Origin of the sequence: Ralstonia sp. 24A2, assembly GCF_051783885.1 — a bacterium.
Taxonomy (GTDB): domain Bacteria; phylum Pseudomonadota; class Gammaproteobacteria; order Burkholderiales; family Burkholderiaceae; genus Ralstonia.
In genome coordinates this window covers 859442-879097 of sequence record NZ_JBPVZD010000002.1, presented here as the reverse complement: position 1 = coordinate 879097, position 19656 = coordinate 859442, and the positions used below count along the sequence as shown (strand labels likewise).

The 19656-nt window shown below is 65.2% G+C and carries 18 protein-coding genes; 16 read left to right on the top strand and 2 right to left on the bottom strand.

Translation table 11 applies throughout. From position 1 onward, the window contains the following. From ACS13N_RS08920 to ACS13N_RS08905, 4 genes are read left to right on the top strand one after another with little or no spacing between them, the layout of a single operon-like run. A complete protein-coding gene (locus ACS13N_RS08920) occupies positions 1-288 on the top strand; it encodes a XapX domain-containing protein (RefSeq protein WP_438931328.1) in 288 nt (95 codons plus the stop codon). A gap of 4 nt (positions 289-292) precedes the next feature. Further along, positions 293-709 (top strand): DoxX family protein, encoded by a 417-nt coding sequence (locus ACS13N_RS08915; protein WP_438931327.1) that lies wholly within the window; start codon positions 293-295, stop codon positions 707-709. 5 nt (positions 710-714) lie between these two features. Further along, positions 715-2553 carry an amidohydrolase gene (locus tag ACS13N_RS08910; RefSeq protein ID WP_438932817.1) on the top strand — a complete coding sequence of 613 codons (1839 nt, stop codon included), beginning with the start codon at positions 715-717 and terminating at the stop codon, positions 2551-2553. Then, positions 2543-3250: a YoaK family protein gene (locus ACS13N_RS08905; RefSeq protein WP_438931326.1), complete on the top strand. Its 708-nt coding sequence runs from the start codon at positions 2543-2545 to the stop codon at positions 3248-3250. The genes ACS13N_RS08910 and ACS13N_RS08905 overlap by 11 nt, the downstream gene beginning before the upstream one ends. 12 nt (positions 3251-3262) lie before the next feature. Here the strand turns inward: ACS13N_RS08905 and ACS13N_RS08900 are convergent, their stop codons facing one another. Next, positions 3263-3973, bottom strand: coding sequence for a GntR family transcriptional regulator (locus ACS13N_RS08900; RefSeq protein ID WP_438931325.1), 711 nt, complete (start codon positions 3971-3973; stop codon positions 3263-3265). A 298-nt stretch (positions 3974-4271) separates the two neighbouring features. On the opposite strand from ACS13N_RS08900, the gene ACS13N_RS08895 reads away from it, so the two are divergent. The 6 genes from ACS13N_RS08895 to ACS13N_RS08870 all read left to right on the top strand — a co-directional run bounded on the left by ACS13N_RS08895 (position 4272) and on the right by ACS13N_RS08870 (position 10436). Then, entirely contained in the window at positions 4272-5339 is a 1068-nt protein-coding gene (locus ACS13N_RS08895; protein ID WP_438931324.1) for a porin, read from the top strand. 147 nt (positions 5340-5486) lie between these two features. Beyond that, the gene (locus ACS13N_RS08890; RefSeq protein WP_438931323.1) at positions 5487-6521 is read left to right on the top strand and encodes an ABC transporter ATP-binding protein; all 1035 of its coding nucleotides are present in this window, start codon (positions 5487-5489) and stop codon (positions 6519-6521) included. A 69-nt stretch (positions 6522-6590) separates the two neighbouring features. After that, a complete protein-coding gene (locus tag ACS13N_RS08885) occupies positions 6591-7856 on the top strand; it encodes an ABC transporter substrate-binding protein (RefSeq protein WP_438931322.1) in 1266 nt (421 codons plus the stop codon). 24 nt (positions 7857-7880) lie between these two features. Next, entirely contained in the window at positions 7881-8801 is a 921-nt protein-coding gene (locus ACS13N_RS08880; protein ID WP_438931321.1) for an ABC transporter permease, read from the top strand. Between the two features lies 1 nt (position 8802). Next, positions 8803-9699, top strand: coding sequence for an ABC transporter permease (locus tag ACS13N_RS08875; protein WP_438931320.1), 897 nt, complete (start codon positions 8803-8805; stop codon positions 9697-9699). An 11-nt stretch (positions 9700-9710) separates the two neighbouring features. Further along, positions 9711-10436, top strand: a complete 726-nt coding sequence (locus ACS13N_RS08870; protein WP_438931319.1) for an aspartate/glutamate racemase family protein — start codon at positions 9711-9713, stop codon at positions 10434-10436. A gap of 15 nt (positions 10437-10451) precedes the next feature. On the opposite strand, the gene icmF is transcribed toward ACS13N_RS08870, so the two are convergent. Beyond that, positions 10452-13739 carry a fused isobutyryl-CoA mutase/GTPase IcmF gene (gene icmF, locus ACS13N_RS08865; RefSeq protein WP_438931318.1) on the bottom strand — a complete coding sequence of 1096 codons (3288 nt, stop codon included), beginning with the start codon at positions 13737-13739 and terminating at the stop codon, positions 10452-10454. Between the two features lie 302 nt (positions 13740-14041). Between icmF and ACS13N_RS08860 the strand changes: the two genes are divergently transcribed. From ACS13N_RS08860 to ACS13N_RS08835, 6 genes are all read left to right on the top strand, one after another. Beyond that, positions 14042-14524: a hypothetical protein gene (locus ACS13N_RS08860; RefSeq protein WP_438931317.1), complete on the top strand. Its 483-nt coding sequence runs from the start codon at positions 14042-14044 to the stop codon at positions 14522-14524. A 154-nt stretch (positions 14525-14678) separates the two neighbouring features. Beyond that, entirely contained in the window at positions 14679-15704 is a 1026-nt protein-coding gene (locus tag ACS13N_RS08855; protein WP_438931316.1) for a hypothetical protein, read from the top strand. A 243-nt stretch (positions 15705-15947) separates the two neighbouring features. Beyond that, positions 15948-17150: an ammonium transporter gene (locus tag ACS13N_RS08850; protein ID WP_438931315.1), complete on the top strand. Its 1203-nt coding sequence runs from the start codon at positions 15948-15950 to the stop codon at positions 17148-17150. A 114-nt stretch (positions 17151-17264) separates the two neighbouring features. Further along, entirely contained in the window at positions 17265-17621 is a 357-nt protein-coding gene (locus ACS13N_RS08845) for a DUF427 domain-containing protein (protein WP_438931314.1), read from the top strand. Positions 17622-17770: 149 nt separating this feature from the next. Further along, positions 17771-18514, top strand: a complete 744-nt coding sequence (locus ACS13N_RS08840; protein WP_438931313.1) for an AraC family transcriptional regulator — start codon at positions 17771-17773, stop codon at positions 18512-18514. Positions 18515-18631: 117 nt separating this feature from the next. Then, a complete protein-coding gene (locus ACS13N_RS08835; RefSeq protein ID WP_438931312.1) occupies positions 18632-19612 on the top strand; it encodes a DMT family transporter in 981 nt (326 codons plus the stop codon). Positions 19613-19656: the final 44 nt, after the last annotated feature.

Genomic DNA, 19656 nt, shown 5'->3' with positions numbered 1-19656 from the left:
ATGAAGCCCTACCTCATCTCCATTGGCGTCGGCATGTTGGTCGGCGTCATCTATGCGTTGCTGCACGTACGCTCGCCGGCGCCGCCTGCGATTGCGCTGGTCGGGCTGCTCGGCATGCTGATCGGCGAGCAGATCGTGCCGACCGCGCAGCGCCTGCTGGCCGGCGAGCCGCTCACCATGGCGTGGTTCCGCCAGGAGTGCGTGCCGAAGATCACGGGCGCACCGCCCAAGGCACCGCCGGCCGAGATTGCCGCCACCGGCGACCGCGCGCCGGGCAGCCCGAGCTGATGCCATGACGCGCCTCTCGCTCGAACCCACCTCCGCCGTAACACACGACACTGCGCTGCACGCCGGCCTGCTGTTTTTGCGCGTGGCCGGCAGCGCCTTGCTCATTGCCGTGCACGGCCTGCCCAAGGTGCTGCATTACAGCCAGGAACTCACACGCATTGAAGACCCATTCCATCTGGGTGCTGCTCCCACCTTGCTGCTGGCGATCCTGTCGGAAACGGTGTGTCCACTGTTGATTGCGCTGGGTGTGCTCACACGGCTGGCGTGTCTGCCCATTGTCGCCACGTTGCTGGTGGCTATGCTGGTGGTGCACCCCGACTGGTCGCTCGCGGATGGGCAATTCGGCTGGATGCTGCTGATCATCTTCACGACCGTGCTGATTGCCGGGCCCGGACGTTTTTCGATCTTCCCCAAATACTGATGACCATGACTGCCGACCTCATCCTGCACAACGGCCGCATCCACACGGTCGACCGCGAACGCCCCACCGCCAGTGCCGTTGCCGTGCGCGACGGCCGGTTTACTGCCGTGGGCGACGATGCCACGGTGATGGCGCAGCGCGGCGCCGCCACCCAGGTGATCGACCTGCGCGGGCGCACCGTCATCCCCGGCCTGAACGATTCGCACCTGCACCTGATCCGCGGCGGGCTGAACTACAACCTGGAACTGCGCTGGGAAGGCGTGCCGTCCCTGGCCGATGCGATGCGCATGCTCAAGGAGCAGGCCGCGCGCACGCCGTCGCCGCAGTGGGTACGCGTGGTGGGCGGCTGGACGGAGTTCCAGTTTGCCGAGCGCCGCATGCCCACGCTGGAAGAGCTGAACCAGGCCGCGCCCGACACGCCCGTATTCGTGCTGCACCTGTACGACCGCGCACTGCTCAACCGCGCGGCGCTGCGGCAGGTCGGCTACACCAAGGACACGCCGAACCCGCCGGGCGGCGAGATCCAGCGCGATGCCTCGGGCGAGCCCACCGGCATGCTGATCGCCAAGCCCAACGCGATGATCCTGTACGCAACGCTGGCCAAGGGGCCGAAGCTGCCGCCGGAATATCAGGTCAACTCCACGCGCCAGTTCATGCGTGAGTTGAACCGCCTGGGCGTGACCAGCGCCATCGATGCGGGCGGCGGCTTCCAGAACTACCCGGAAGACTACGAAATCATTCGCGAGCTGTCGGCGCAGAACCAGCTCACCATCCGCATCGCCTACAACCTCTTCACGCAGAAGCCCAAAGAGGAGCTGGCCGACTTCAAGAACTGGACGGGCAGCGTGCAGTACCGCCAGGGCGATGATTTCTTCCGCCACAACGGTGCGGGCGAAATGCTCGTCTTCTCCGCCGCGGATTTCGAAGACTTCCTGCAGCCGCGCCCCGACCTGCCCGAGACGATGGAGCAGGAACTGGAGACCGTGGTGCGCCACCTCGTCGCGCAGCGCTGGCCGTTCCGTCTGCACGCCACGTACGACGAATCGATCTCGCGCATGCTCGACGTGTTCGAGCGCGTGAACCGCGACATTCCGTTCAACGGCCTGCCGTGGTTCTTCGACCATGCGGAGACGATCTCGCCGAAGAACATCGAACGCGTGCGTGCGCTCGGCGGCGGCATCGCCATTCAAGATCGCATGGCCTTCCAGGGCGAATACTTTGTCGACCGCTACGGCGCAGCCGCTGCTGAACAAACGCCACCCATCAAGCGCATGCTGGCTGAAGGCGTGCCCGTGGGCGCCGGCACCGATGCCACGCGCGTGTCGAGCTACAACCCGTGGACGTCGCTGTACTGGCTGTCGAGCGGTCGCACGGTAGGCGGCATGGCGCTGTATCCGGAAGGACTGCCGCGCGAGGTGGCGCTGGAGCTGTACACGCACGGCAGCGCGTGGTTCTCGGCGGATCAGGGCAACAAGGGGCAGATCAAGGTCGGGCAGCTCGCTGATCTGGCCGCGTTGTCGGCGGATTTCTTCAGCGTGGCCGAGGCCGACATCAAGACCATCGAATCGGTGCTGACGGTGGTGGGCGGTCGCATCGTCTACGGCGCAGCGGAGTTCACAGAGTTCGGCCCGCCGCCGATTCCGGTGCTGCCGGAGTGGTCGCCCGTGTCGCGTGTGCCCGGGCACTGGCGGCCGGCGGCGCCGTTGCAGCAGCAGGTGCACCACTGCGTGGGTTCCTGTTCCGTGCACGGCCACGCGCACCAGAAAGCGCGCACGGCCAATGTGCCGACCACTGACTTCCGCGGTTTCTGGGGCGCCTTCGGGTGTTCGTGTTTTGCCTTCTGAAGCCACAGTGGCCCCGGTGGCCGTAGCACCATCGGCACGCTTCATGATCGTGCAGGGCAGCCTGCTGGCGTTCGTGGCGGGCTACGTGGACGTGGTGGGCTTCGCTGCACTGTTCGGGCTGTTCACCGCGCACGTCACGGGCAACTTCGTGATGATCGGGCTGGAGTTGGCCGGCTCCGGTCAAGGCGTGCTTGCCAAGCTGCTGGCACTGCCGATGTTTGTGCTGGCGGTGGCGGCAACCAAGTTGGCGGTGGCGGCATTCACGCGGCGCGGTGTGGCACCGCTGCGGCCGCTGCTGTTGGCGCAGGCGGCGCTGCTGCTGGCATTCATGGTGGCGGGGTTGCTGGCGCTGCCGATTCAATCGGCCGACGCACCGGCCACGATTGTGGCCGGGCTGATTGGCGTGGCGGCAATGGGCGTGCAGAACGCCAAGGCGCGCCTTGTGCTCGGAGAGCAGGCTCCCACCACCATCATGACGGGCAACACTACGCAGATCGTGATTGATGTGGTGGAGCTGCTGTCGCCCAGAGGGACGCAGAAGGACGTCGCCCGCACTCGGCTCAGGAAAATGGTGCCGCCGTTGTGCGGGTTCGCCATTGGCGCGGTCTTGGGGGCCCTGGCGTTTTCTTTCTTGTCGTTCTGGTGCGTGCTGCCACCGGTGGGCATCTTGCTGGCGCTTGCGCTCATGCAGCGCTAGCCCATCGCCGCGTCAAACCTTGACGCGGTGGAACAGTTTGGCGAAATCGATCGTCTCCACCTGCTTAGGCTCAAGCTCCAGCGCGGCGATGTATTCGCCCAGATGCTCGCCCATCAGCCGGGCAGCGCGCTCGCCTTCGCGACGCTCCACGGCATCCAGAATGGCCAGATGCTCGTCATGGCCGCAACTCGGCCGCGCGGGCGATTCATAGAGCCCGATCAGCAGCGATGTGCGCGCCACCAGCGTGCGCAGCATCGACGTGATGATGGGGTTGCCGTTGGCCTCGGCCAGTTGGATGTGGAAATCGCCCGAGAGGCGGATCCAGTCTCGCCAATTGCCGGATTCGCGGGTGGCATGTTCGGCAGCCGCCAGCGCGCGCAACTCGGCTAGTTGCTCCGCAGTCGCGTGCTGTGCCAGTTCTCGCACCGAGCCGGTTTCCAGAATCAGCCGCGCACCAAAAACCTGGCGCGCCTCCGTGGCGTCGTGCACGGCGATCGTCGCGCCACGGTTGGGCTGCAGCTCGACCACCCCTTCATGCGCCAGCTTGACCAGCACCCGGCGCAATGTTCCCCGCGTGATACCGAACGCCTTGCAGAGCTGCGCCTCGACCAGGCGGGTGCCCGGCGGCAGCTTCTGTTCAAGGATGGCGTCGTACACCGCATCGGAAATGCGGGCGTCGACTTCGGCGTTGTTGCGGCGGGGGGAGGAGGTCGGGGGGGTCATCGGCTCGGGCATCTCGTCATTCTAATCGAGCAAACCGTGCTTGGATTGTGCACAACCCTGAGACCAGTCTGGCCGACGTTGGTGCGACATTCTCAAGAAACATCTCCCGAACGCTAGCGTTTTTGCACCAGAAGCAAGCGAAACCCCACGTTTTCGCATGGCACGGTTACTGCATAGTGACAAGCGTGATTGTGCACAATCCAACCGAAGCTTGTACTCAACATAGAACGTAATGCCGGGGGCGGCCGCTGCCCTTGCAAATGCGGCCGCACCAACTCTTTTAGGGGAATCACCTGTCATGAGCACCACTATCAAGCTGGGCGCCGCCGCCCTGGCATTCGGGCTGTCCGGCGTGGCCGCTGCGCAATCGAGCGTCACGCTGTCGGGCGTGATCGATACCGGCGTGAGCTGGACCAACCACGCCGGCAACGGCTCGCAAAGCCTGACCGGCGTGTCGGACAGCATCCTGGGCGTCTCCAACTTTGGCCTGAGCGGCAAGGAAGACCTGGGCGGCGGCGTGAGCGCGCTGTTCAACCTGCAGGCAGGTTTCAACCCGAGCAATGGGCGCATGTCGTCCAACGGCACGCTGTTTTCGCGCAATTCGTATGTCGGGCTGAGCTCATCGTCCGGCACGCTGACCGCCGGCAAGCAGTGGAACTTCAACGACGACTGGCTGGTGGGCAGCGTCTTCAAGGGCGGCTACAACTCGGGCTCGATCTTCAAGTTCAGCGAGTTCGACGCCGTGAGCGAGCTGTACAACAACACGGTGAAGTACGTATCGCCCACCCTGGGCGGCGCGCAGTTTGGCGCGATGTATGGCTTTGGCGAAACCGCCGGTTCGCTCTCGCAGGGCTCGCTGTTCAACCTGGCGGCACGCTATAGCGGTGGCCCGGTGTACCTGGCGGCCAGCTACGACCAGGAACGCGACGGCAGCGGCACGGGCTCGCTCTACAAGCTCTTCACCGTGGGCGGCAGCTACACGTTTGGCGCGGCCAAACTGCGCCTCGGTGCGGCGCGGGCCGATGTGGGCGGCACGGGGGCGTTCCAGTCGATCCCGAGCATGTCGGCACGCAAGGCCTACGCCGTGGAGGGCGGCGTCGATTACGCCTTCACCACGGCCTTTACCGGCTCGGCCGACGTGCTGTATCGCCGAAACACGACGCTGTCGAACAGCTCGATGGTCTACCGGCTGCTGGGGCTGTACAGCCTGTCGAAGCGTACGACGCTGGTCGCCAACGTGGCGTACCTGAAGAACTCGTCGAGCGCGACGGAAGCGCTGGTCAACACCACGTCGGGCGCCATCGGCGGCGGTGTGGCGGGGACGAGCCAGACCTCGGTGGCGCTGGGCGTGCGCCACACCTTCTGATCTACGCGAAGGCAACCGCACCACGTGCCCCGGTATGTGGCGCGGTTGCCCTCCGATGCTACGGCACGCACCAGAACGACGCATGCCACGCGTGTGCGCAGCGAAATGGCGGCGCGCAGACAGGCACACCTATTGCACCACCCCGACATGACCCGCGCACCTACCGCCCCCGCCGACTCCCTCGAACTCGTTGCGCTGACCAAGCGTTACGCACATGACGCCGTGGCCGTCGACGCCATCAACCTGCGCGTACCGGCCGGCAGCTACTGTTGCTTGCTTGGGCCATCGGGCTGCGGCAAGTCGTCCACGCTGCGCATGATTGCCGGCCACGAGCACGTGAGCGACGGCGACATCCTGCTGGGCCACCGCAACATCACCAACCTGCCGGCAGCCGCACGCGGCACGGCCATGATGTTCCAGAGCTATGCGCTGTTTCCGCACCTGAGTGCGCTCGACAACGTGGCCTTCAGCTTGAAGATGCGCGGCATCAGCGCGGGTGAACGGCGCAGACGCGCGCAGGCACTGCTGGAACGCGTGGCGATGGGCCACCTGGCGCAACGTCGACCGGGCGAGTTATCGGGCGGCCAGCAGCAACGCGTGGCGCTCGCGCGCGCGCTGATCATGGAGCCGCGCGTGCTGCTGCTCGACGAGCCGCTCTCCGCGCTCGACCCATTCCTGCGCACGCAGATGCGCGCCGAGCTGCGGCGCTGGCAGCAGGAGCTGGGCCTGACCTTCGTGCACGTTACGCACTCGCAGGAAGAAGCGATGGCCCTGGCCGATCAGATGGTGGTGATGAACCACGGCCGCATCGAACAGGCCGGCAGCCCGCGCGAGGTCTATAACCAGCCGGCCAGCGCGTTTGTCGCCACCTTCATCGGCGGGCACAACCTGCTGGAAGACGCGGATGGACCAGTCGCTGTGCGCATCGACCGCATGGCGCTACATGCCGATGAATCCACCGCAGGCGATCGCCCGCGCGTGCGGGGCCGCATCTGCGACATCGAATACCAGGGCACGCACGTTCTGGTGGGCATGGAGGGCGTCACGCTGGCGCCCTCGCAACGCCTGACCGTGAGCCTGCCCGAAAGCGACAGCGCCATCCCGCACCTGGCGCTGCATCAGCCGATCTGGGCGTCGTGGGATGCCGCGCAAGCGCATCGCTTACCCACTGCCTCCGCCTGACATCCGAATTCCAATCCGCAGCCTGACGGCTTCAGGCGCTGCCTTCACCTTCACATCAGGGGTTGCTTCATGTCTGACGATTCCAACGACTTCAAGGCCGGCCGCCGCACCGCACTCAAGGGCATGGCCGCCATTCTGGCCACCGGCGTGGCGCCAGTCGTCCTCGCGCAGGAAAAACCGACGCTGCGCTACCTCGGCACCGCGGTCAACCAGGACAAGGCCATCGCCGAGAAGTTTGAAGCCGACACCGGCATCCGCATCCAGTACGTGGCCGTCACCACCGATGAGGTGACCAAGCGCGCCGTGACCGCGCCGAGCAGCTTCGACCTGATCGACACCGAGTACTTCTCGCTCAAGAAGATCGTGCCGACCGGCAACCTGCTGGGCATCGACGCGCGCCGCATCAAGAACGCCGACAAGATCACGTCGCTGTTCACCAAGGGTGAAGTGGCCGGCAAGAAGGTGGGCGACCAGGGCACCGCACCTAAGAAGGTGATGTACCTGCCGGGCGCCAATGCGACCACGTTCTCCGCATCGCCCACGCAGTTCATGACGCTGATCCCGACCGTGTACAACGCTGACACGCTGGGCATCCGCCCCGACCTCATCAAGCGCCCGATCAGCTCGTGGGCCGAGCTGCTGAACCCGGAATTCAAGGGCCGCGCATCGATCCTGAACATTCCGTCGATCGGCATCATGGACGCGGCGATGGTGGTGGAAGCCAAGGGCCTGCACAAGTACGCCGACAAGGGCAACATGACCCGTGCCGAGATCGACCTGACCATCAAGACGCTCATCGAAGCCAAGAAGGCCGGCCAGTTCCGCGCACTGTGGAAGGACTTCAACGAGAGCGTGAACCTGATGGCCTCGGGCGAGGTGGTGATCCAGTCGATGTGGAGCCCGGCGGTGACGGCCGTGCGCAGCAAGGGCATCGAGTGCACGTTCCAGCCGCTCAAGGAAGGCTATCGCGCATGGGCAGCTGGCTTTGGCATTCCGAAGACGGTGTCGGGCAAGAAGCTCGACGCCGCGTACGAGTTCATCAACTGGTTCCTCGACGGCTGGGCCGGTGCGTACCTGAACCGCCAGGGCTACTACAGCGCCGTGCTGGAAACGGCCAAGGCCAAGATGGAGCCGTACGAGTGGGCCTACTGGATGGAAGGCAAACCCGCCGCCAAGGACATCAAGAGCCCCCACGGCGACGTGCTGGCCAAGGCGGGCAGCGTGCGCGACGGCGGCAGCTATGAACAGCGCATGGGCGGCATCGCCTGCTGGAACGCGGTCATGGACGAGAACGAGTACATGGTCCGCAAGTGGAACGAGTTTGTCGCTGCTTGATCGCCTGAGCACCTCACCATCGTCATGACACAAGCCACACCGTCAGCATCGACCAACAACGCACCCGCCACCGGTACTTTGCGTCCGGGCCTGCAGGCGCTGCCGTTTGCGGCGGTGTTCGTCGTGTTCTTCCTCATCCCGCTGGGGCTGGTCGCGATGGTCAGCTTCTGGGATTTCAACGAGTACGCGCTGCTGCCAACCTTCACCTTGCGCAACTACGCCAAGCTGTGGGAAGGCTGCAGCCATCTCAATGAATACGGCGACTTGTGCGTGACGGCGTCGACGTATCTGTCGACGCTGCGCTTTGCGCTCGGCACCTGGGCGCTGACGCTGACGCTGGGTTTTGCGCTGGCGTATTTCCTGGCGTTTCACGTGCGATCGGCTGCGGTGCAGACGCTGCTGTTCGTGGTATGCACGGTGCCGTTCTGGACGTCCAACGTGATCCGCATGATTTCGTGGATTCCGCTGCTGGGCCGCAACGGCCTGGTCAACCAGACGCTACAGGCCATGCACCTGATCAACCAGCCGCAGGACTGGCTGCTGTACTCGAACTTCTCGGTGCTGCTGGCCTACGTGCACCTCTACACCATGTTCATGATCGTGCCGATCTTCAATTCGATGATGCGCATTGATCGCGCCTTGCTCGAAGCCGCGCGCGATGCCGGCGCCAGCGCATGGCAAACGCTGTGGCACGTGATCGTGCCGCTGTCGCGCAGCGGCATCCTGATCGGCTCCATCTTCATCCTGACCATCGTGATGGGCGACTTCGTCACCGTGGGCGTGATGGGCGGCCAGCAGATCGCCTCGGTCGGCAAGATGATCCAGGTGCAGACGTCGTACCTGCAGTTTCCGCTGGCAGCGGCCAACGCCGTGGTGCTGCTGCTGACGGTGCTGATGATCATCTGGGGCCTGACCCGCGTGGTCGACATCCGCAAGGAGCTTTGACATGGCCGCACGTTTTCGTGAACCACGCGCCCCGGGCTTCTGGCCGCTGGCGTGCCTCTTCGCGCTGTTCGTGCTGTTTCTCTACGGCCCCATGCTGACGATCTTTGCGCTCAGCTTTCAGGGGCCGGAGGGCGGGCTGACGTTTCCGATGAACGGGCTGTCGCTGCATTGGTACCGGCAGCTTGCCGAGGGGCTCGGCGTGGTCGACATCGGCGCGGCATTCCGGCGTTCACTGGCGCTCGGTGCGGTGGTGATGGCGCTGACCATGGGGCTCTCGCTGCTGGCGGCATTGGCGTTTCGCAAGCGGCTGCGCGGCGGTGGCGCGCTGTTCTATGTGACGGTGGCGAGCCTGATCATGCCGTCGATCGTGGTGTCGCTGGGTATCGGCCTGCAGTTCCGGCTGGTCGACACGGGCATCAAGGCGTTGTTCACCGCCTTAGGCATGGGCGATCAGGCCGACAGCTTTGGATCGTCGCTGGGTCTGTGGACCTCCGCCCTTGGTGCGCACCTTACGTGGACGCTGCCGTTCGGCCTGCTCATCATGTTTGCGGTCTTCAATCGCTTCAACCCCGCCTATGAGGAAGCCGCGCGCGACCTGGGTGCCACGCCATGGCAGACCTTCCGCCATGTCGTGTTGCCGTTGATCGCGCCATCGCTCATCGGCGTGGGCATGTTCGGCTTCACGCTCAGTTGGGATGAAATCGCGCGCACCTCGCAGGCCATCGGCGATGTCAACACGCTGCCGCTGGAACTGCAGGGGCTGACGACCACGGTCACCACGCCGGCCATCTACGCGCTGGGCACGCTCACCACGGTGGTGTCGTTCGTGGTGATGGGGCTGACGATGCTCGCCATCGTGCGACTGCGCCGTCGCCAGAGTGCAGGACGCGTTGACTGAACCAAACGCGAATGACCATGCCTCCTGAATCGGCCGGTCCGCGCCGACTGCTGCTGATCAACCCGAACACCACGGCCGCACTCACGCAGACGCTCGCCCGCTTCGTGCAAGCCGCGTTGCCGGGCGACGTGATGGTGGAATCCGTCACCGCCCGGTTTGGCGCGCCATATATCGCCACCGAAGTCGGCTATGCGGTGGCCACGCATGCGGCGCTCGACGCATGGGCGACGACGCAGCAGCAACCAGCGCCCGACGCCGCCGTCATCGGCTGCTTTGGCGACCCGGGGCTCTTTGCGCTGCGCGAGGTGGCGCCCTGCCCCGTCACCGGCCTCGCGGAAGCTGCATTGATGGAAGCCGCAACGCACGGCACTTGCGCAGTCGTAACAGGTGGACACGCGTGGGGGCCGATTCTGGAGCGCTTGCTGCCCACGCTGGAACACGGCCACACCGTGCGCGACATCCATACCGTGGAACTCGACGGCGCAGCACTGTATGCGGCACCAGATGCGGCGGAGCAGATTCTGCTGGGCGCGTGCACAACGGTGCTGCGCCGCCAGCCGGTGGATGCCATTGTGCTGGGTGGTGCCGGGCTCGCTGGCGTGGCACAGCGTCTACAACCCCACGTTCCCGTACCGCTCATCGATAGCGTGACAGCGGCGGCGCGCCAGGTGTGGGATGCGCCGCGCGGGGGGCAGGGTGCGCTACCGGCGTGGGTCGCACATGCCATGCACGTGTAAGTTCACGCGCTGCTGCTACATGTTGCGCCGGTACTGCCCCCCCACCTCAAACAACGCGTGCGTGATCTGCCCGAGCGAGCAGACGCGCACCGCGTCCATCAGCACCGCAAATACGTTCTGATCCTCAATCACTGCGCGCTGTAACCGTTGCAGCATGGCCGGCGCTTCCCCAGCATGCCGCGCATGAAACTCCTCCAGCCGCGCAAGCTGACTCTGCTTCTCTTCCTCGCTTGAGCGCGCCAGTTCAATATGTGGCGGCACCACGTTCTCAGCCTCCGGATTGCGGAACGTATTCACCCCAATGATCGGCAGCGAGCCATCGTGCTTGCGCTGCTCATACAGCATCGACTCTTCCTGAATCTTGCCGCGCTGATACCCAGTCTCCATCGCGCCAAGCACGCCACCACGCTCGGCAATGCGCTCGAACTCCTGCAGCACGGCCTCTTCCACCAGGTCGGTCAGCTCATCGATGATGAAGCTGCCCTGATTCGGGTTCTCACACTTGGCCAGCCCCCACTCGCGGTTGATGATGAGCTGGATGGCCAGCGCGCGCCGCACCGACTCCGCCGTGGGCGTGGTGATGGCCTCGTCGTACGCATTCGTGTGCAGGCTGTTGCAGTTGTCGTAGATGGCGATCAGCGCCTGCAGCGTCGTGCGGATGTCGTTGAAGGCAATCTCTTGCGCATGCAGGGAGCGGCCCGACGTCTGCACGTGATACTTCAGCTTCTGGCTGCGCTCGTTCGCACCGTACTTGTCGCGCATCGTCACCGCCCAGATGCGGCGGGCGACGCGGCCGAGCACGTTGTATTCCGGGTCCATGCCGTTGGAGAAGAAGAACGACAGGTTGGGCGCAAAGTCATCGATGTGCATGCCGCGCGCAAGGTACGCCTCCACATACGTGAAGCCGTTGGCCAGCGTGAAGGCCAGCTGCGAGATCGGGTTCGCCCCCGCCTCGGCAATGTGGTACCCCGATATCGACACCGAGTAGAAATTGCGCACCTGCTGGTGCACGAAATATTCCTGGATGTCGCCCATCACCTTGAGCGAAAACTCGGTCGAGAAGATGCAGGTGTTCTGCCCCTGGTCTTCCTTGAGGATGTCGGCCTGCACCGTGCCGCGCACGTTCTGCAGCACCCACGCGCGGATCTTCGCTTCCTCATCGGCAGTTGGTTCGCGCTGGTTGTCGGCGCGGAATTTGGCGAGGTTCTGGTCGATGGCGGTGTTCATGAACATCGCCAGGATGGTCGGCGCGGGGCCGTTGATCGTCATGGAGACCGACGTGTTCGGGCTGGTCAGATCAAAGCCGTCGTACAGCACCTCCATGTCGTCCAGCGTGGCGATCGACACGCCCGAGTTGCCGACCTTGCCGTAGATGTCCGGGCGCACGGCCGGGTCTTCGCCGTAGAGCGTGACGGAGTCGAACGCGGTGGACAGGCGCTTGGCGTCCATGCCTTCCGAGACCAGCTTGAAACGGCGGTTGGTACGGAAGGCATCGCCCTCGCCCGCGAACATGCGCGTGGGGTCTTCATTCTCACGTTTGAACGCGAACACGCCGGCGGTGTACGGAAAGCTGCCCGGCACGTTTTCGCGCATCAGCCAGCGCAGCACTTCGCCGTCATCTTCGTACGGTGGCAGCACGACCTTGCGGATGACGGTGCCGGAGAGCGTGGTGTGCGTGAGCGCGGTGCGGATTTCCTTGTCGCGGATTTTGACGACGTACTCTTCGCCGGAATACGCACGCCGCAGGTCCGGCCACATGGCGAGCAGCTTGCGCTCAGTGGCGCCGAGTTGCGCATCGCGTTCAGCGGCCTGCTTGTCGAGCGCGGAGAGCGTCTGCACGCTCGCACCCGCGCGCTCCAGCATGAGCCGGCTGGCCTGCAACTGCTGACGCTCGCGCGCGAGGCAGCTTTGCATCTGCACGCGGCGGTGATAGCCGCGCACCGTATCGGCCAGTTCCGCCAGATAGCGCACACGTGCGGGTGGCACGATCGCGTCGTGGCTCGTAGAACATTTGCCCGCCGGACGCGGCAGCGTGCGATCGTTCAGCGCCATACCGCGCTCAGCCAGCCGATCCGCCAGTGCGTGATATAGCGCCGTCACGCCATCGTCATTGAAGTGCGAGGCCTGCGTGCCGAACACCGGCATGTCTTCGGGCCGAGCGTGCCATTGCTCGCGGTTGCGCTGCACTTGTTTGGCGACATCGCGCCACGCGTCTTGCGCGCCCTTGCGATCGAACTTGTTGATCGCCACCAGATCGGCAAAGTCGAGCATGTCGATCTTCTCCAACTGGCTGGCGGCGCCAAACTCGGGCGTCATCACATACATCGACAGATCGACGTGCGGCACGATGGCCGCATCGCCCTGACCGATGCCGGATGTCTCGACGATGATCAGGTCGAAGCCCGCCGCACGGCACGCTGCTATCGCGTCGGGCAGCGCCTCGGAAATCTCGCTGCTCGCCTCGCGCGTGGCCAGCGAGCGCACGAAGATGTGCGGATGGTTGATCGCGTTCATGCGGATACGGTCGCCCAGCAGTGCGCCGCCTGATTTGCGCCGCGAGGGGTCGATCGAGATGACGGCAATGCGCAGCGTGTCCTGCTGGTCGAGCCGGAAGCGGCGGATCAGCTCATCGGTCAGCGACGATTTGCCCGCGCCGCCCGTGCCCGTGATGCCGAGCACCGGCGTGTGCACCGTGACCGCGCGCTCCAGCACGGCCTGGCGCAAGGCGGGGTCGGCGAGGCCGGCTTCCAGCGCGGTGATCAACTGCGCAAGCGCCCGGCGGTCGCCGTTGGCCACCGGCTCCAGCGTGGTGGGCGCATAGGTGGAGAGATCGATATCGCAGCGCCGCACCATGTCGGCAATCATGCCGGCCAGGCCCATGCGCTGGCCGTCCTCAGGGCTGTAGATGCGCGCCACGCCGTAGTCCTGCAGCTCGCGGATCTCTACGGGCACGATCACCCCGCCGCCGCCGCCGAACACCTGGATGTGCTCGCCGCCGCGCGCACGCAGCGCGTCGATCATGTACTTGAAGTATTCGACGTGGCCGCCCTGGTAGCTGGAGACGGCAATGCCCTGCACGTCTTCCTGCAGCGCGGCGTTGACCACCTCGTCGACGGAGCGGTTGTGCCCCAGGTGGATCACCTCGCAACCCATCGACTGCAGGATGCGCCGCATGATGTTGATCGACGCGTCATGCCCGTCGAACAGCGAGGCGGCCGTCACGAAACGCACCTTGTTGCGCACCGGTGCGGGTTCGCTCGCAGGCGTCGGATCGGCAGCGCGGGCAGCGGAAAGATCGGTCATGTCTCCACCTTGTTGAAGTGGGCGCCGGCATGGGATGACTTGTGCGCCGCACAAGGTGCGGTGTGCCGGTCAGGGGCGAAGAGACAGTATTTTCGCGGCTTACGTAAACGTCAACCCGCCCTGCCACGCCCCCCTCCACGTAAGCCGATTCCTATTTTTAGGACCGTTCTGACGGAAACGTCGGCCAACTTCGGCGACCATTTCCTCCACACAAATCACAGGAAATCACGTTGGCCCCGCGCAAGGGCCGCGCGAGCCCTCGGGCTCCGGCGTGTCGACGACACATGGTTATTGCATCTTCTTTGATCACGAGGCTTCGCAGCGTCGCCATTGGTGCGGCGCTTCTGGCAGGCGCATCACCGGCGCTTGCCGACATCTTTGAACCCGGCGACGAAATCTCCGTCCAGGCCAGTGTGTACAACATGCACTACAGCCGCGACGATCACTACATCAAGTACTCCCCGCTGCTGGGCGTCGAATGGCGCCGCGACAATGGCTGGCTGGTGGGTGCGGCCGCGTTCCAGAACTCGTTCGGGCAGCCCACGCAACTGGTGTACGGCGGGTACTTGTGGAACCTGGGCGACACCAACTTCTACGGCAAGCTGACCGGCGGCATCCTGCACGGCTACAAGGGCGAGTACCAGAACAAGGTGCCGCTCAACTACAAGGGTTTCTCGCCAGGCATCCTGCCGGCGCTAGGCTACAAGGCCGGCCAGTTCCGCACCGAGGTCCAACTCTTCTGGACGAGCGGCTTCATGGTCACCGTGGGGTACTCATTCAAGTAAGGCAGAGCGCCCCCGCCGCACCCGATTTGCGCAAATTGAAAGACTGAGCTGACCAACTTCATCTCGGTGCAAGCCCCGTCTTGCGCACAATCCATACCTATCGCTAGAGTCGGACTTCGGCCGGAAACGGGTTCGGCCACAGGGGGATATTCCAATGCCAAGCCGCGCAACGATGCGCTGGTGTCTGACCGCCTTGCTGGCGTGGTCTGGCCACGCGCTGGCGTGGGACTACACGCCTGGCGCCATCCCTGGGCTGATCAGCGTGCTTGGCTTCCTGACCGCGCAGACACAGGCACTGGACCGCGCCATCCAGCGGTTTCCCGGCCAGCGCGAAGAGTTGATCCGCGCCCGCAACCAGTTCGACAACACCTTCCCGCAGGCGCTGGCACGCACGCGCCGCCTGATCGCCGGCATTCCGCTCACGGATGACGAGCGCCAACTGTTGATCGAGCGCGCGCTCGACCTGCACCAGCCCAGCGTGGCGGTCTCCACGCAGACCCCGCAGACCGCCCACGCCCTAGCCCAGCGCGTAACGGAACGCGCCCAGGGCAGCCAGGACCGTTCGACCCTGCAGACCTTGCTGGCGGTGGTCTACGACGACCGCCCCGCCGAAGAATTGTCCAGCCGCTTCACGCAGAGCATCACGCTCTCTGACTGGCCGAACGCCAATGGCGCGAACGTGGTGCTGCGCTTGCCGTTTTCCTGGGAGCGCGTGCCACCCACCCCGCCGCGCAAGCCCGATCCGGCGCGCGTGGCGATTGGCGCCTGGGCCAATCAGGGCGGCGCGGGGCTGTCGCGCATCGAGCTGATCGTGCGCCCCACCGAAGGCGAGCCCGAAGCCGTATCCGAGAACCGCGAGCCCCGCTGGATGCGCGATGCCATCCGGCAAGCCGTGGCGCTGCCCTGCCGGATGACGGGATGGGGTACGCAGTCGCTTGGCGGGCGCCCCGGCGTCTGGGCCAGCTACATCGGCGATGCCCCCGGCCCGCACGCGCCACGCGCCATGAGCAACACGTTTATCGGCCGCGTCTATATCGTCCCGACCGACGGCGCACTGGTGATGCTGCACATGCAATCCCCCGCCGCATCGCCCGAACAGGCCGGCGTGTTGCGCCAGCGCTATGAGCCGCTCTGGACGGCTGTGGCCACCTCCTTCGCGGTGTCGACGCCCAAGCCCTGACGGCGCACGCACCATCTGTGCGCATACCGCGCACCATTAGCACCAAATCAAGGCAGAAACGCACTGAAAGCGGGCTCAACGTGTGCCGCCTTCCTACGCATGGGTCACGCGCACGGCCCTGGTGCGCCAAATCACGCTTTTGCACAGAGTTGGAACAGCTTTTGCATCTGTCGGCGGCTTTTGCGTCATTTAAGGGCATTCCGCACTTGAACGGCGCTGGTCCCAACCCGCACGACAACCATAATGAACACCATCAAAACCGGGGGCGACGCGCTCTTCATCCTGCTGGGCGCGATCATGGTGCTTGCCATGCACGCCGGCTTCGCATTCCTTGAGCTGGGTACCGTGCGCAAGAAAAACCAGGTCAATGCGCTGGTCAAGATCCTGGTCGACTTTGCCGTGTCGACCATCGCGTATTTCTTCATCGGCTATTCCGTGGCCTACGGCGTCAACTTTTTCACCGGCGCCGATGTGCTGGCGCAGCAGAACGGCTACGAGCTGGTGAAGTTCTTCTTCCTGCTGACCTTCGCGGCGGCCATCCCGGCCATCATCTCGGGCGGCATTGCCGAGCGCTCGCGCTTCGAGCCCCAGCTGGCAGCGACCTTCGTGCTGGTGGGCTTCGTCTACCCGTTCTTTGAAGGCATTGCCTGGAACGAGCGCTTCGGCATCCAGCATTGGCTGCAGGCCATGACGGGCGCAGAGTTCCACGACTTTGCCGGCTCGGTGGTGGTGCACGCAGTGGGCGGCTGGATCGCGCTGCCGGCGGTGCTGCTGCTGGGCGCACGCCACGGCCGCTACAAGGACGACGGCCGCATCGCCGCGCATCCGCCCTCGAACATCCCGTTCCTGGCGGCTGGCGCCTGGGTGCTGGCGGTGGGCTGGTTCGGCTTCAACGTGATGAGCGCCCAGACGCTGGACAAGATGAGCGGCTTGGTCGCCATCAACTCGCTGATGGCCATGGTGGGCGGCACGCTCACCGCCTGGTGGATGGGCAAGAACGACCCGGGCTTCTCGTACAACGGCCCGCTGGCAGGTCTGGTGGCGGTGTGCGCCGGTTCCGACGTGATGCACCCGCTGGGCGCGCTGGCCACCGGTGGCATGGCCGGCGTGCTGTTCGTGTGGATGTTCACGCGCGTGCAGAACGTCTGGCGCATCGACGACGTGCTCGGCGTGTGGCCGCTGCATGGGCTGTGCGGTGCGTGGGGCGGGATTGCAGCCGGCATCTTCGGGCTGAAGGCGCTGGGCGGGCTGGGCGGCGTGTCGTTCTGGGCGCAGGTGGCAGGCACCGCTGGCGGCATCGTCATCGCGCTGATCGGCGGCACGGTGGTGTACGGCGTGCTGCGCAAACTGGTGGGCCTGCGACTGGATCGTGAAGCCGAGTTCATGGGCGCCGACCTGGCCATCCACCGTGTGTCATCCACGCCCGAGAGTGAAACACACTGGTAAGCACGGGTAAGCGCGGGTCACACCAGCACCGTTCAACACAGTAGGCGGCCATCCACTAGAGTGAAAGGGCACCCCGCCCACGCGGGGCCCTGACCACGGATGCAGGAGTACCGTATGCCCGATACCGAACTCGCCTCCCCCATCGCCGTTGAAATCAACCCGCGTCGTGTGACGGTCACCTTCAATGGCCACACCATCGCCGACACACGGGCCGCGCGCACATTGCGTGAGCGCTCGCTTCCGCCGGTGCTGTACATCCCGCGCGACGACGTGCGGATGAACCTGCTGGAGCGTACCCAGCATCACACCCAATGTCCCTACAAGGGGCAGGCGTCCTACTACACCATCGTGGCCGGCGACGAACGCGCCACGAATGCGGTATGGACGTACGAGCACCCCATCCCCGCCGCCGAACAGGTAGCCGGCATGCTCGCGTTCTATCCGAACATCGTGACCATCACCGAGGAATGAGCGTTTGGCGTTGACACGTCGGTGTCACGCATGCGGCGCACCATGTGCGCGTTCCTCTTCTCACGGATCCTCGTCCGTGAAAGTTAAGTGCCCGGCGCCTCCTGCCGGGTATTTTTTTGGGCGGACGCCGGTGCTATCCTCGCCCGATCATGCTGGACTTCCGCACCTACGGCCTTGCCGCTCCGCCACACGCACATGACTTCGTACAAGTCGTGATGCCAGCGCGCGGCGTGCTGGAGATGGACGTGGACGGACGCGGCGGCTGTGTCGACACGCACCACGCCGCGCTCATCCCCGCCGATGCCACGCATGCCTTCGAAGCCGCCGGTACGAATACCTTCATCGTGCTGGACATCGCCGCGCAAGCCGTTGAGGCGCCTGACCTGCGTGGCTTGGCTGACCACGTGTTCTTCCCGCTCACGCCCGGGCTGCGCGCGCTGACGGCGTGGCTGCAAAGCGCGCATGCACCGCACGCTGGCCCCGCAGTCGATGCCACCCTGGCCAATGCATGGTCGACCCTCGCGCTGGCGACGCTGGCCGCGCATCCGGCCAATCAATCGACGCGATTGCACGCACGGACCGACGCGCGCGCCGAGCAAGCCTGGCGCACGATCGACCAGCGCTATGCCGATCCTCTGACCCTCGACGAACTCGCCGCCGATGTGGGCTTGAGCACGCGGCGCCTTGCCACGCTGTTCCGTGCTGCGTATGGCACCACGCTGCACGCACGCCTGGCTGCGGTGCGACTGCACCACGCGTTGTCGCTGCTCGAAACCACCTCGCTGCCCATCGCAGAGATTGCCGCGCGCACGGGCTACTACGACCAGAGCGCGCTCACGCGTCACCTCAAGGCCACGCACGGCATCACGCCCGCGGCTGTGCGGCGCGGCTGAATCGCCCCCTCTCGTTTCCATTTCCGTTTTTGCCTAAGCGCGGCCGTCTTCACCAAGACGCATCGCACGCGCACGCGCAGAGTGCCGGTTCGATTGATCTTCCGGACCAGGCTCCACATGGCTGTTGGCGATACCTCCACCGCAACACACCTCGCGCAGGCGCAGCACGACACACGGCGCGACCACCTCATGGGTCTGGGCTGCGGCGTGGCCGCGGGTGCGTTGTGGGGGATCATCTTTGTTGCGCCCAGAATGCTGCCGCAGTACTCGCCCCTGGCGCTGTCGGCGGCACGGTATGTGCTGTATGGCGTGCTCTCTCTGGCGCTGGCGTTGCCCGTGTGGCGCACGCTGTGGCGCAAGACGACACGGCGTGATTGGGCGGCGCTGCTGGTGCTGTCGCTGCCGGGCAACCTGCTGTACTACCTGTGCGTGGCGGGGGGTGTGCAGCGTGCGGGCGTGGCGCCGGTGTCATTGATTGTCGGGCTGCTGCCGGTGACAGTCACGCTGGCCGGTGCGACGGAACACGGCAGCTTGCCGTTGCGGCGGTTGGCGCTGCCGCTGCTGATGGCGGTGGCGGGGGTGGTGTGCATCTACCTGGATGCGCCGGCCATGCATGCGGATGCCGGTGGCAGCGCGTACCCCATCGGCCTGCTGATGGCGGCCGGGGCGTTGGCGTGTTGGACGGTGTATGCGGTGTGCAATGCGCGGTATTTGCGCAAGCACCCGCAGTTCACGAGTCGTGAGTGGTCCTTGCTGACGGGCATTGCAACGGGGGCGCTGTCGTTGGTGCTAGCGGTGCCGGCGTTTCTGATGCCGGGGATGGCGACGGCATCTGCGCAGCCTGCATCGGCTTGGGTGCTGTTCTGGCTGATCAATGCTGGGGTGGCGTTGGGGGCTTCGGTACTTGGCAACAGCTTGTGGAATGCAGCCAGCCGGAAGCTGCCTTTGACGTTATCCGGGCAGATGATTGTGTTCGAGACGGTGTTTGCTTTGCTTTATGGGTTTATTTATGAGGCTCGCTTGCCTCATGGGTTGGAAGTGGTGGCGGCACTATTGTTGGTGGGTGGGGTCGCTTTGGCGGCTCGTCGGCATGTTTAGGTTTTTGTGTTGGTGGTGCGCCCCTTGTTTCATCCCCTGCCGGG